At 48.0% G+C, this 13308-nt stretch carries 11 protein-coding genes and 2 rRNA genes (1 of these 13 running past the window's edge); 2 read left to right on the top strand and 11 right to left on the bottom strand.

Going from position 1 to position 13308, the window contains the following annotated elements:
• Positions 1-42 precede the first annotated feature (42 nt).
• The 4 genes from AOU00_RS14650 to AOU00_RS14635 form a co-directional block, all read right to left on the bottom strand.
• On the bottom strand, positions 43-504 hold the full coding sequence (locus AOU00_RS14650) for a hypothetical protein (RefSeq protein WP_061832095.1): 462 nt from the start codon (positions 502-504) through the stop codon (positions 43-45).
• A 71-nt stretch (positions 505-575) separates the two neighbouring features.
• Positions 576-800 carry a non-oxidative hydroxyarylic acid decarboxylases subunit D gene (locus AOU00_RS14645; RefSeq protein WP_028541239.1) on the bottom strand — a complete coding sequence of 75 codons (225 nt, stop codon included), beginning with the start codon at positions 798-800 and terminating at the stop codon, positions 576-578.
• Positions 801-841: 41 nt separating this feature from the next.
• Positions 842-2260, bottom strand: coding sequence for a non-oxidative hydroxyarylic acid decarboxylases subunit C (locus tag AOU00_RS14640; protein WP_061832096.1), 1419 nt, complete (start codon positions 2258-2260; stop codon positions 842-844).
• 28 nt (positions 2261-2288) lie between these two features.
• Positions 2289-2879: a flavin prenyltransferase UbiX gene (locus AOU00_RS14635; RefSeq protein ID WP_013369033.1), complete on the bottom strand. Its 591-nt coding sequence runs from the start codon at positions 2877-2879 to the stop codon at positions 2289-2291.
• 161 nt (positions 2880-3040) lie between these two features.
• Here AOU00_RS14635 and AOU00_RS14630 point away from each other — a divergent pair, with 161 nt between their 5' ends.
• On the top strand, positions 3041-3946 hold the full coding sequence (locus tag AOU00_RS14630) for a LysR family transcriptional regulator (protein ID WP_061832097.1): 906 nt from the start codon (positions 3041-3043) through the stop codon (positions 3944-3946).
• Positions 3947-4019: 73 nt separating this feature from the next.
• Here the strand turns inward: AOU00_RS14630 and AOU00_RS14625 are convergent, their stop codons facing one another.
• The 5 genes from AOU00_RS14625 to AOU00_RS14605 all read right to left on the bottom strand — a co-directional run bounded on the left by AOU00_RS14625 (position 4020) and on the right by AOU00_RS14605 (position 10301).
• Entirely contained in the window at positions 4020-5204 is a 1185-nt protein-coding gene (locus AOU00_RS14625; protein WP_025723834.1) for a response regulator, read from the bottom strand.
• Complete coding sequence (locus AOU00_RS14620; protein ID WP_061832098.1) at positions 5185-6981, bottom strand: sensor histidine kinase; 1797 nt, start codon at positions 6979-6981, stop codon at positions 5185-5187. The genes AOU00_RS14625 and AOU00_RS14620 overlap by 20 nt, the downstream gene beginning before the upstream one ends.
• Positions 6982-7011: 30 nt before the next feature.
• The gene (locus tag AOU00_RS14615) at positions 7012-7845 is read right to left on the bottom strand and encodes a carbohydrate ABC transporter permease (RefSeq protein WP_013308419.1); all 834 of its coding nucleotides are present in this window, start codon (positions 7843-7845) and stop codon (positions 7012-7014) included.
• Between the two features lie 5 nt (positions 7846-7850).
• Positions 7851-8741 (bottom strand): carbohydrate ABC transporter permease, encoded by an 891-nt coding sequence (locus tag AOU00_RS14610; protein WP_061832099.1) that lies wholly within the window; start codon positions 8739-8741, stop codon positions 7851-7853.
• Positions 8742-8969: 228 nt separating this feature from the next.
• The gene (locus AOU00_RS14605; RefSeq protein WP_061832100.1) at positions 8970-10301 is read right to left on the bottom strand and encodes an extracellular solute-binding protein; all 1332 of its coding nucleotides are present in this window, start codon (positions 10299-10301) and stop codon (positions 8970-8972) included.
• Between the two features lie 294 nt (positions 10302-10595).
• On the opposite strand from AOU00_RS14605, the gene AOU00_RS26620 reads away from it, so the two are divergent.
• The gene (locus tag AOU00_RS26620; protein ID WP_165147892.1) at positions 10596-10754 is read left to right on the top strand and encodes a hypothetical protein; all 159 of its coding nucleotides are present in this window, start codon (positions 10596-10598) and stop codon (positions 10752-10754) included.
• A 178-nt stretch (positions 10755-10932) separates the two neighbouring features.
• Here the strand turns inward: AOU00_RS26620 and rrf are convergent.
• Positions 10933-11049: ribosomal RNA gene (gene rrf, locus AOU00_RS14600) — 5S ribosomal RNA — on the bottom strand.
• 78 nt (positions 11050-11127) lie between these two features.
• A 23S ribosomal RNA gene (locus tag AOU00_RS14595) occupies positions 11128-13308 on the bottom strand (it continues 749 nt past the right edge of the window).

Raw genomic sequence — 13308 nt, 5'->3', positions numbered from 1 at the left:
GAGCCAGTTGGTGCATATAAACGACGGAGTAATCAGATGGCATTACATTAACAGCTCAGCCACCGTTTCCTTCCAGCGATGGATCACCGATTCCGGTTCCTTGAGACGAACCGTGACACCTGTCAAGATATCCGCATATTGGGCCGAATCTTCTCTGGCTGCAAAAACATGAGCCGCAAATCGCTCACGTACATGCTTGGCTCCAGGCAAAGCAGGCAGATGTTCCAGTGATAACCGCACATAATGCGCCTTCCCCCCGGTGAACACCGCAAGCGTCGCCTTCCCAGTACGGATCATGTTGCCCGTCGTGGTCGTACCCGGCCATAGTGCCAGACGCAAATTCCCCTCGTCCAGCGCTACAACCTCGCCCACACTAATCATCGCTATGTGCGGCCACTGATCTTCCGTGACCGTCAGCAGCATCATTGCTTCATGCTGCTTGTCCTTCAGCTCCTTACCGTCCAACAGCGTAAACAGTTCCTTACCGATCCTTGGTGTCTGCATGAAGTATATTCCCCTTTACTTTTGGCCTATAACTTCAAAGTACCATAATTTACGGCTACTTACGAACGACCCTATATCCGCTCGGGAATAGGAGGAACATGAGCAGCATTCGGAATATCTTGGGGGTTTACCTTGAACGCCGATTTATACTTTGCTGGATCCGTAATGCTATCCGGTTCTGAGGTCCGCCATGTGAACAGGCACACAGGACACAACAAAACCTCCCAGGCGCCTTTAACTGGCGAGCGGGTAACAACCTCCGAACGATTAGATTCACAACGGGGACAAATATGCATCTGTCAGCACTCCTTTAATCTTTCTTTATTTTTAAAAATATTCAGCGAAGCATTCGGCTCAACTTTTTCTCCCATTCTGCTACACCCAACGGGGAATCGAGCGACTGCGAGTAATGTCCTCTAATATCCGGTGCTACAGGTGTCGTCGCATCCAATATCATTTTGTGCGTCATACCTGCCGGATCAGAGCCGGGGTCAAGCGGTAAAATAGACAAGCCAGGAACAATGACAGCATCATGCTTTGGATGAAGCTTGGTGGATAAAGCCCACATGACCTGCGGCAGATTGAACGGATCGACCTCCTCATCCACCACAATCACGAGCTTGCAATACCCTAATCCATGCGGAGTCGTTAACGCACGCATTCCCACAGCCTTTGCAAAGCCGCCATACCGGGTTTTCGTGGAAATAATAGCGACCAGCCCATGCGTATACATGGCATTAACAGCCACGATTTCATTAGGAAAAGCATCCTTAAGCTGCTGAAACAGCGGTACACTTGTATTCACACCGATCATATAATCCGTTTCGGTCCAAGGCATCCCGATGTACAGATGCTCAAAGATAGGCTGTTTGCGGTGATATACACGATTAATCTGAATGACTGGCATCGCGCGGCCGCCGGAATAGTGACCTGTGAATTCACCGAATGGACCTTCATACTCACGTTCACCTGCTAACACTTCGCCTTCCAAAATGACCTCGGCTCCCCAAGGCAGATCCAGATCTGCATCCTTCGCTTTGACCACACGATAAGGCTCACCCTGAATGGCGCCCGCCATCTCATATTCGGATTGATCGTACAGCAGCGGCGTAGAAGCAGCCGTTGTAATCACAGGCTCACATCCGAGGGCAATAGCCACCTTCAGATTTTCTCCGCGCTCCTCAGCCTGACGGATATGGATCGCAATATCATGCTGTGGTACAGGCTGGATGCCCAAACGGTTCTTGCCTTTCACCTGCATCCGGTATAAGCCGACATTTTGCTTACCGTAGGTGTCCGGGTCATCCAGATCGCGTGAAACTAGAATTGCTTTATCCAGATAAAACCCACCGTCCCCCTGATTCAAACGAAACAACGGCAAAATATCAAACAAATTAATATCCTCTGTAATCTCGACTTCATGAAAGGGTGCGGTTTCTTCCCGCTTCACGGGCACCGGAAATTGTTCATAGCGTCTGGCAAATTCAAAAAACTGCTCCTTGAGCGGCGTGTTTTTGGGCATTCCCATCATGAGGGCATGATTGGGCCAGGAGCCCATCACATTCATTGCAATACGAGCATTCGTATATCCATAGATGTTGTTGAAAAAGAGAGCAGGCGTCTTATCTCCAAGATTGTTTAATGCTCTGTTAGCTGCTGCGAGGTCCGGCTCCGGCTTTACCTCATCGCTGATCGTGAGTAATTGTCCCTCCTTTTCCAAGGTGTGTAGAAAATCGCGAAAGTCTTTATAAGCCATTATTCATTCTCCTTCGTCTTTCGATTTCTCAATTCTGGTGCAGCCTGGAGTCATTCTGCTTCATTCCATCCCAGCGTTTGGCTGCGGTTGTGACAATACCGAACTGATCCAATGCACGAAAAACAATATGATCCACCAATTCCTCGATACTTGCAGGATGATTATAAAAGGCAGGCATCGGCGGCAGGATCATCACGCCCATACGTGACAGCTCCAGCATATTTTCCAGATGGATGCTGCTTAATGGTGTTTCTCTGGTCATGAGCAGTAGCTTCTTTCGCTCCTTCAGTATCACATCCGCTGATCGGGTAAGCAGGTTGTCCGCCATACCAATACGAATGGAGGCAAGGGTCTTCATGCTGCAAGGAGCGACGACCATGCCGTCTACTCGAAAGGAGCCGCTGGAAATACGCGCAGCCTGATCCTTATACGAGTAGACCGCATCCGCCATCGCCTCCACTTCCTTCACCGTGTAGCCTGTCTCATAGGGGATGTTCGCAATAGCCCACGGGGATAGCACCAGATGGCTTTGGACCCCAGCCTCTCGTAATTGTTGTAATATACGGATACCAAAAATCGACCCTGTCGCTCCCGATATTCCTACAATGATTTTCTTCATATGTCCCCTCCTTCCATCCCATCGTTTTATGTTCACCCATGCATTACTGTCAAAAATTATACGCCCGTTCCCTGCACACGAAAAATATATATAATATATGTAATGCATACTTTAAAAGTATTCAAATCGAAGCGTTGTTTAGAAATGAGGAGGAATCCCCAATGGACTTGAAGCATCTCCATTACTTTTGCGTCATCGTGGAGGAAGGGCAAATCACCAAGGCCGCCAGAACGCTCAACATGGCCCAGCCTCCACTGAGTCAACAACTCAAAAATATGGAGGACGAGCTTGGTGTAAAGCTGATTTACCGTGAAGGAAAGAAGTGGGAAGTTACCGAGGCCGGGTATACACTGTATACACGCGCCAAACGATTATTGGCTGAAATGGAGGACACCTGTAGAGAAATTGGGGAGTTTGAAAACAAAGTAACCAGCACACTTGCTATAGGCACGTCATCCGCCTGTATGTCTCTGATTACTGAACAACTCAGTCGCTTTCATCAGGTTTATCCAGAGGTATACGTTAAAATAGGACACGGAGACACACATCATCTGGAAGAGCTGCTGCACCAAAATAAAGTTGATCTGGCCCTGCTGCTGCTTCCGGTAGATGACAAATCGTACCATACGATTGAACTGGAGGGCGTTTCTTTTGTTGCGGTTCTTCCGTGTGAATGGGCAGATCGCCATCCCAGTGGGGAAATTACCTTACAGGAAGCTGCCAGCTATGACCTCTTGTTGGGACGCCGAACAGAAGGATACGGACTATACGAAACCGTCATCCGCAAATTTCAGGAACACCATCTTATTCCGCGCGTCGTACTAGACTGTCCAGAAATATCGACCATTCTCTCGCTCGTTTCCACAGGCATGGGAATTACCATTATTCCAGACGCTGGCTTGGGACAAGAATACGGGGACAGATTTCGCACACTCTCCATTAAGGAGCCATTCCCCTTCACACAGCCTGCCGTCGTATGGCGCAAAGATCGTTATTTATCCAATGCAGCTCGCAAATTTGTTGAACTGCTACAAGCTGGAGACGCGAAAAAGACTGTTCCCGAGTAGATGCTCTACCGCTCTACTCCTGAAACAGTCTGATGCTAGATGAACTTCCTTCATTCGGTCGTTGGTAACCGCCTTACTTGACTCCTTGATGCCGATACTCGGTTGGAGTCATTCCACATTTGCGCCGGAATACCTGTGTAAAATGCCGCATATCCTGATAGCCGATCCGCTCCGAAATATCAGCCAGCCGCAGATGAGGATCACTGAGCAGCCGCTTCGCCTCCTCCATACGCAGGCAAATGACATAATCCTTGTAGCCTTGTCCCGTCTTTTGCTTGAATAACTGGCTGAAATACACCGGATTCAAAAATACGATTGAAGCCACCTTCTCCAGCGACAGCTCCTCTGTAAAGTGAGCCCGAATGTATTGCAATGCCACATCTACCGTATGCATGCCTTTGCGCAGACATTCTCCTGTATCCGCTGCTGCGGCTGCAATCTCCTCTGGTGTACGTCTTAGTCGCGCCACCTCTTCAGGTATGGAGGCAAAATTGTGATGAACACCCGAACGTGTAATTTGTAGGGGCACCTTCACATAACGCTTCAAATGGGATTCGAGCAACGTCTCTAGCCGTGCGGCCTCTGCCTCATCCCTTAGCCTTGCAATGCCCAGCAGACTATGGCGGTCTAGACTGACGACAAAGCCGCTGCCTCCTGCCTCAATGAGCTCGGACAGTACATTTTCAATCATAAAATGCTCCAGATGCGTCTGCTTGTGATCAGGTTCCATGCGAACCATGAAGAGATGGAATTCCGGATAATTTTCGACAAAAGGCTGTATATCCAGCTTGCCCGTGTCCAGTCCAAGGGCATAGCGTTGGAAAACGGCTTCACGCAAATAAACCATATTGGATTTGAGAAGCCTACCCTCGTTCGCCTGCTGCGAGGCCACAAGCGCTTCGGCTGCCAGTATTTCAATGCATTCCAGCAGCTTTCTTTTACCAATCGGCTTTAACAGGTAGTCTTTGGCACCCAGCTTTACTGCTCTTTGTGCATAATGGAAGTCGGAATGGGCCGAAATGACAACCCACTGCAGATGAGGATGCTTTCGCTTAGAAATACGCATGAATTCCAGACCATCCATACCGGGCATCAGGATATCAGTTAATACAATATCTACAGGATGCTCCGCCAGAATGCCTGCTGCCTCCTCGGTGGAAGCAGCGAGATGAATGCCGCAGGTTGGTAGAGCTTGGCCAATGGTACGCCGAATCCCCTGCCGAATCATATTTTCATCGTCAGCTATCAGAATATTCATGTTTCTCCTCCTTCTGTGGCAGAGGCACACTTACAGTGACTGTTGTTCCGGCCCCAGGTACGCTAGAGATCCGTAGGCCGTACTCTTCTCCGAACATGTGCCGTAGCCGTAAATTTAGGTTTTGCAGGCCGATGCCTCCCGCCTGCCCGCTGCCCGCCTGTTTGCCGGGTTCTGCCAAAGCGACCTGGACCACCTCCCATCGTTCGTACTCCATCCCTGCACCGTTGTCGATGATGTGCAGACTCAATACACCGCCATATTCCTCCGCTCTGACGAGCAACTTGCCACCTGTATCTGCATGAAGAGGCTCCAGTCCGTGCTTCACCGCATTTTCAATTAATGGCTGTAAGGTCATTTTCGGCAAGCGGATATCCATCCATCGTTCTTCAATATTGATGTCTACGGATACCCTGCCCTCCAGCCGGGCTTGGATAATGGTAAGATAGTGGCCAACCTGCTCCACTTCTTCACGAAGGCTTACATCAGTCCCCTCTTCCCAATGGCTGCTGTAACGGAACATATGGGATAAGGAGAGAACCACCTCTCCGAGCTGATCTTGTCCCTTTTCATCCAGCATCCAATAGATCATATCCAGCGTATTATACAGAAAATGTGGATTGACCTGCGTCTGCAGCGCGTGCAGCTCCGCATTTTTTTCACTGACCGATGATATACGCACCAGCTCGATTAGCTCTGCAATCCGTCTTACCATATGGTTAAAAGAGGTAGCTAGTTGATTGATTTCTTCATAGGATTTGGTGTTTACCGTATGACGGAAATTTCCTGTCTCTACCCGCTTCATTTCCCGAATGACTCGCTTGAGTGGAAGGGAAATGCCCCTGGAGACGATAGATGCAATTAACGCCGACACAATAATAAGTATAGGTGCCACGATAAATAAGTACCTTTGATTTTGCACCAGCTCCACGTTCAGATCCTCACTAGGTGTCACACTAATCACAGACCAGTCGGCAAACGGCAACTTGGAAGCGATTACAACTCTTTCATTACTTCGATTTACAATAACATCCTCCTCCGGTACCTGCTGCTCTAAATTTTGCAAATCCGGTGGCGGATCAGAGGAAGTGGCCGACACAATTCGATTTTCATGACCCAACAAATATACCTGACTATTGGTGCCTAACCGCAAATTGTGGAGAGCGGACAAAACAGAACGCGGCTCAGCCTCAAACAGGACAATACCAATCGGCTTGTGTTCATCCAGATCATAGAGCTGCCGTCCAAACGCAAACACGGGTCTGGTTTCCACCTGATCAATGACAGAGTGAGGATACACGCCCAGCCATGCAATTTTGCCAGCCGACTTTCGAATTTCCTTATACCATTCCGTATGTTCGTAATGAGTATCAATGACATTCATATAATTTCCATAGTTATATACCTTGCCTGTGTCTGTGATGACATGGATGCCAATCAGATCCTCACGCGAATAATAGATAGCCCCCAGAATATTCGTAATCGTACGTTCGTTGATGTAATTGACAGCAGGTAAATCACTACTATCCGTCGTCAACAGACGCACCAAATCCATATTGTTGCTGATCGATTTGGAGAGACTGTTATAGCTGCCGAGTAGCAATTCGAATAGGCCTGCCGTCTGGGATACATTTTTACGCGCCAGTTCGCTGACCTTATCATGGAACTGCACCGTAGTACGGTTGTAAAATAATAGACTGACCGCCAGCACAATGCCGGACATGCTCAATAGGAACAGAACAAACAAGCGGTATTGAATGGATTGAAAACGGCGCATCATACCTCCGTGCGCTCCTTTCGCATCGGCCGCCTATCCTTTAACCGCTCCCGCAACCATGCCCTTGGTGATATTTTCGGACAGAACAAAATAAATAATAATGACCGGTAAGGCACCCATGACTAGAAAAGCACCAATATTACCGTAGTTCACAGAATACTGGCTGACGAACGTATATACGCCGAAAGGGAGAGTTTTGAGCTTCTCGGATGAGATAAAGGTGGCAGCCATAATGTATTCATTCCAGATGTTAATGAAAGTTAAAATACATACCGTCATGATAGGCGGAATCGAGATGGGTAAGATTACACTGCGGAAAATACGATAAATGCTTGCTCCGTCAATGTAAGCGGATTCTTCAATTTCGTGGGGAATGGACCGCATAAAGCCGGATAGGATGAAGACCGCAATCGGTGTCTGAAAAGCAATGTAGGGTAAAATCAGTGAGAAATACGTATTCAGAATATGGACGTTTTTAAACATCACCATCAGTGGCAGTAGTGTGGCTTGCATCGGGATCATCATCCCGATCAAAAACAAAGTCAGCACAACAGCCCCGAAGCGCCAACGAAAACGTGTAATCGCATAAGCAGTCATCGAGCTTAATAAAATGACGAAAATCATCGTAACCCCGGTCACCAGCACACTGTTTCCTAAATAACGCAAGTAGCTCCCTGATTCATAGGCTTCCTGATAGTTGTGCCACTGGGGCACTTGAGGGAGTGCAAAGAAGCTTGAGCTCAATATCTCTTCATTCGTCTTCAACGAATAGGTCAGCAGCCAAAAGAGTGGATACAGCTGCGTGACAATTAAGATTGCCAATAAGGAAAAGACTCCCGTTTTTTTCAAGGCATTCAACAGTTCCATCTCCTTTAGCTTACCTTATTTTCGATTCGTTTGAAAACAAAATTTATCACAATTGTAAATGACAAGCAAATCACTACGAGAATTGAAGCCAATGCGCTGCCATATCCGTATTTCATCGATAAAAAGGACATATTGTACATATACGTGGATACTGTATCCGTCGCATGGGCTGGTCCTCCACCCGTCATCACCCAGATCAAATCAAACGATTGCAGGGAGCCGATAAATGCTAATACAATTGATATCTTGAAAATAGGTACAATGAGCGGCAGCGTAATATAGCGGTCTGCTTTGAATCCTTCAGCTCCATCAATTTTGGCTGCTTCGTACAGCTCATTCGGTATATTTTGTACCCCGGTAAACTGGATAAGCAAATGATAGCCGAAATACTGCCACAACGATACAAAATAGAGGGCGTACATCGCTATCTGCGGTTCCGTCAGCCATGAGCGTGTCCAGCTTTCCAGCCCAATCGCCATCAAAATACCGTTCAGCATTCCACCCATCGAGGCCGGATTATAGATCGTCTTCCACAGCTGCCCGATAATGACCACCGACAGAATAACCGGCAAAAAATACATCGTAACCAGCGTATTGGCCTTACGCACATAACGATTAAGCAAGATCGCCAGCAGCAGACAGAACGGAATCTCCAGCATGGAAAACACAGCAAACATCATAGTCCGTTTCACGGATGGCCAGAATACTGAATCTGCTGTAAAAATCCGCTCAAAATTAGCCAGCCCCACGAACTTTGCCTCGGCAATACCGTTCCAATCCAGCAATCCACAATACACCGACACCAGAATCGGAACAAATACCATGCAGGTATACAACAACAGGCAGGGTAGCACGAAAACGGCAATGGTACGTGCTGGCACCTTCAGTACATTCATGCTCTAATCTCCTTTGTGTTGATTCTGAACATCTTCTGAGGATGCGCAACCTACATGATTTCCAATCAGGGAAGGAGCATTCTGCCCCCTCCCTAGTGCCTGCTACTTCAGTATTTTGCAAAATTCAATGCCAGTCGCTCCAAAGTGTAATATCTAGACGAACTAGGCCATTTCGATCTATATATTGTTCATTGGAAGTCGCTTATTGGATTTTTGCAAAATCCTCACTTATTTATTCGCTTCAAAAGTGTTCTGATGTTCCTTGGCAACTTGTGCAGAGTCTTCCTTTTGCACGAACAGGTTTTGAATGCTACTCAGATGCGCCTGCGCAATAGCCGGATTCATCGTATTATCAAAAGCGAGATCGCCCCCTTTTACATTCTTGAACAGCTCATTAAGACTAATCGCTAACTCGGAGTAGCCCGCTTCCTTCAGATCACCTTTCATTTTCTGACCGCTGCCAATCGCATTTTTCAGATCAAACTGAATTTTGGGCATCTCCTTAATAAAATAGTGCAGAAAATCCTTCGTTTCCTGTAAATGTTCACTGTTCGCAGATACCGCAAATGCGCTGCCCGGCGCAATTACATACTCATTCACATCACCCTTGCCATTCACCGTAGGGAATTGAAACGCTCCTACCTTACCCGCTACCGAAGAAGCATCAATTGACCCCGTTTCCCATGTACCCATGATATACATCGCGGCTTTTCCTGTTTTAAAAATATTACCGCCTGCATTGTAGTCAATAGATGTAGCTCCATCCGGGAAAGCTCCTGCCTGCACCAATTCTTGAAATGCATCCACCGCTTCCACAAAAGCCGGGTCGTTAAACGTCTTTTTGCCGTCCAGTACATCATTGAGAAAATTCGGTCCTTCATTCGTACGCAACAAAATGTTCATAAAAAGGAGGGACCCCGTCCATGAATCCTTTTCCCCAATGGCAATCGGAGTAATTCCCTTCGCCTTCAGCGTTTTGACCGTCGTAATCAGCTCGTCAAAGGTGGTCGGCAACTTCTGGATTCCCGCCTGCTTGAACAGTTCCTTATTGTAAAACACCACTTCTATATTGTTACCGTCCGGAAAAGCATAGAGCTTATCGTCGAAACTATAGTAATTAAGAAGTCCATTCTGAAATGTATCTTTTAACCCCTCTTTATCAGCCACATCGTTTAATGGAGCCAGCAGCCCGGCATCTACGAATGGCTTCATCTGTGCAGCCGGGTTTACAATCGTGATATCAGGTACTTCCTTCGCCGCTGCCTGTGTTTTCAGCTTAAGCTTTTGTTGATCTGTATTTAGCGAATCCAATTCAATTTTGACATGAGGATGATCCTGCTCGTATTGACCTACAATTTGCTTAATCATTTTGTACGAAGGGGTGCTCGGATCAGGATTAATGTTCTGAAAGGTAATCGTAACATCTTTCGTTTCGGTGCCTCTGCTCGGTTCTCCTGAATTTCCCGGACTTGCGCTTTGTCCGTTATTACAAGCTGCCAGCGTCAATGCCAAGGCGCTCACCACCACAATAGCAAACGCTTTCATTTTTGTTCTGCTCATGGTCTTTTTCCTCCTCTTGTTGAAGCATTGCGCAATTTGCCCTCCTTATTGGTGGACACTCAATGCCCGCTTGTTCTTTTCATTATGTTCCATAGAAAAGACGTGAACAATGCGTGAACTTAAGGAGAAGGGTTTGTTTTTTCAAGCCCTCATTTGCGTGCTTCAAAATTCATTCATATCATAACTTGCAATTTATCTAGAACACAGGCATAATATGAATAAGATCATATTATGATAATGATTATCATTATTAAATGATAAATACACATAGACTTTAAAGGAGGCAGGACCGCAGTGAAAGAAACTTTCAGTAAAACCTCCCTGCATATTGATGATTATTTGGACCTTCTCAATCTTGCCGTACAAGTCGGAGATACCAAGTGGCAAAAAGAAATTACCCGTAAACTTCAAGCCTTGAGTGTCCTTCAGACAGAACAGGTTGAAATAGATTAACTTCCCCAGTTAATACTGTCCTTAGTTAAAAATGCTAACTAAGCACCACTATACAAAGGACAACCAGGATATCATAAAACTTTTGACCGAATCCATGAGAAAGACCTTTCATGTGAATAATAAATGAATTGGTTATAGGAAAAAGAGCACAGCCTTAAAGGCTGTGCTCTTTTATTTTGCTTGGCGACGTCCTACTCTCCCAGGACCCTGCGGTCCAAGTACCATCGGCGCTGGAGGGCTTAACGGTCGTGTTCGGGATGGGTACGTGTGGAACCCCTCCGCTATCGCCACCAAACATGAATTTACATCGTAAATTCTACATTCAAGGTTACACCCTGAAAACTGGATCCGAAACTTATTTGCGTTTTATTCTTAGGATAAGCCCTCGACCGATTAGTATTGGTCAGCTCCATGCATTACTGCACTTCCACCCCCAACCTATCTACCTCGTCGTCTTCAAGGGGTCTTACATACTGGGAAATCTCATCTTGAGGGGGGCTTCACGCTTAGATGCTTTCAGCGCTTATCCCTTCCGTACATAGCTACCCAGCGGTGCTCCTGGCGGAACAACTGGTACACCAGCGGTACGTCCATCCCGGTCCTCTCGTACTAAGGACAGCTCCTCTCAAATTTCCTACGCCCACGACAGATAGGGACCGAACTGTCTCACGACGTTCTGAACCCAGCTCGCGTACCGCTTTAATGGGCGAACAGCCCAACCCTTGGGACCTACTTCAGCCCCAGGATGCGATGAGCCGACATCGAGGTGCCAAACCTCCCGTCGATGTGGACTCTTGGGGGAGATAAGCCTGTTATCCCCAGGGTAGCTTTTATCCGTTGAGCGATGGCCCTTCCATGCGGTACCACCGGATCACTAAGCCCGACTTTCGTCCCTGCTCGACTTGTAGGTCTCGCAGTCAAGCTCCCTTCTGCCTTTGCACTCTTCGAATGATTTCCAACCATTCTGAGGGAACCTTGGGGCGCCTCCGTTACTCTTTAGGAGGCGACCGCCCCAGTCAAACTGCCCACCTGACACTGTCCTCGTACCGGATCACGGTACCAAGTTAGAACCTAGATACGATCAGGGTGGTATCCCAAGGATGCCTCCTCTCAAGCTGGCGCTCAAGATTCTACGGCTCCCACCTATCCTGTACAGATCGTACCCAAATTCAATATCAAGCTGCAGTAAAGCTCCATGGGGTCTTTCCGTCTTGTCGCGGGTAACCTGCATCTTCACAGGTATTAAAATTTCACCGGATCTCTCGTTGAGACAGCGCCCAAGTCGTTACGCCATTCGTGCGGGTCAGAATTTACCTGACAAGGAATTTCGCTACCTTAGGACCGTTATAGTTACGGCCGCCGTTTACTGGGGCTTCGGTTCATAGCTTCGCCCCGAAGGGCTTACCACTCCCCTTAACCTTCCAGCACCGGGCAGGCGTCAGCCCGTATACTTCGCCTTGCGGCTTCGCACAGACCTGTGTTTTTGCTAAACAGTCGCTTGGGCCTTTTCACTGCGGCCCCCTCGGGCTATTCACCCTACCGAGGCACCCCTTCTCCCGAAGTTACGGGGTCATTTTGCCGAGTTCCTTAACGAGAGTTCTTCCGCGCGCCTTAGAATTCTCTTCTCGCCTACCTGTGTCGGTTTGCGGTACGGGCACCTTCTCCTGGCTAGAGGCTTTTCTTGGCAGTCTGAGATCATGACCTTCGCTACTCCAATTTTCGCTCCCCATCACAGCCCAGCCTTAACGATGTGCGGATTTGCCTACACATCAGCCTCACTGCTTAGACGGACATCCATCAGTCCGCGTCACTACCCTACTGCGTCACCCCATCGCTCATAACGGATTACGGTGGTACAGGAATTTCGACCTGTTGTCCTTCGACTACGCCTATCGGCCTCGCCTTAGGTCCCGACTTACCCTGAGCGGACGAACCTTCCTCAGGAACCCTTAGGCTTTCGGCGGATCTGATTCTCACAGATCTTTTCGTTACTCATACCGGCATTCTCACTTGAATGCAGTCCAGCGCTCCTTACGGTACACCTTCAACCCGCATTCAACGCTCCCCTACCCCTGATGCATTGCATCAAGCCATAGCTTCGGTGGTGTGTTTAGCCCCGTTACATTTTCGGCGCAGAGTCACTCGACCAGTGAGCTATTACGCACTCTTTCAATGGTGGCTGCTTCTAAGCCAACATCCTGGTTGTCTGTGCAACTCCACATCCTTTCCCACTTAACACACACTTGGGGACCTTAGCTGATGGTCTGGGCTGTTTCCCTTTCGACAATGGATCTTAGCACTCACTGTCTGACTCCCGGAACTAAATCTATGGCATTCGGAGTTTGACTGAGCTTGGTAACCCTTGCGGGCCCCGCACCCAATCAGTGCTCTACCTCCACGATTCTTCTTTCCGAGGCTAGCCCTAAAGCTATTTCGGGGAGAACCAGCTATCTCCGGGTTCGATTGGAATTTCTCCGCTACCCCCACCTCATCCCCGCATTTTTCAACATGCGTGGGTTCGGGCCTCCAGTGCGTGTTACCGCACCTTCACCCT

The sequence above is a fragment of the Paenibacillus polymyxa genome, from assembly GCF_001719045.1.
GTDB lineage: Bacteria > Bacillota > Bacilli > Paenibacillales > Paenibacillaceae > Paenibacillus > Paenibacillus polymyxa_B.
The sequence above is the reverse complement of the archived record's forward strand: the minus strand, read 5'-3'. Positions and strand labels throughout refer to the sequence as shown.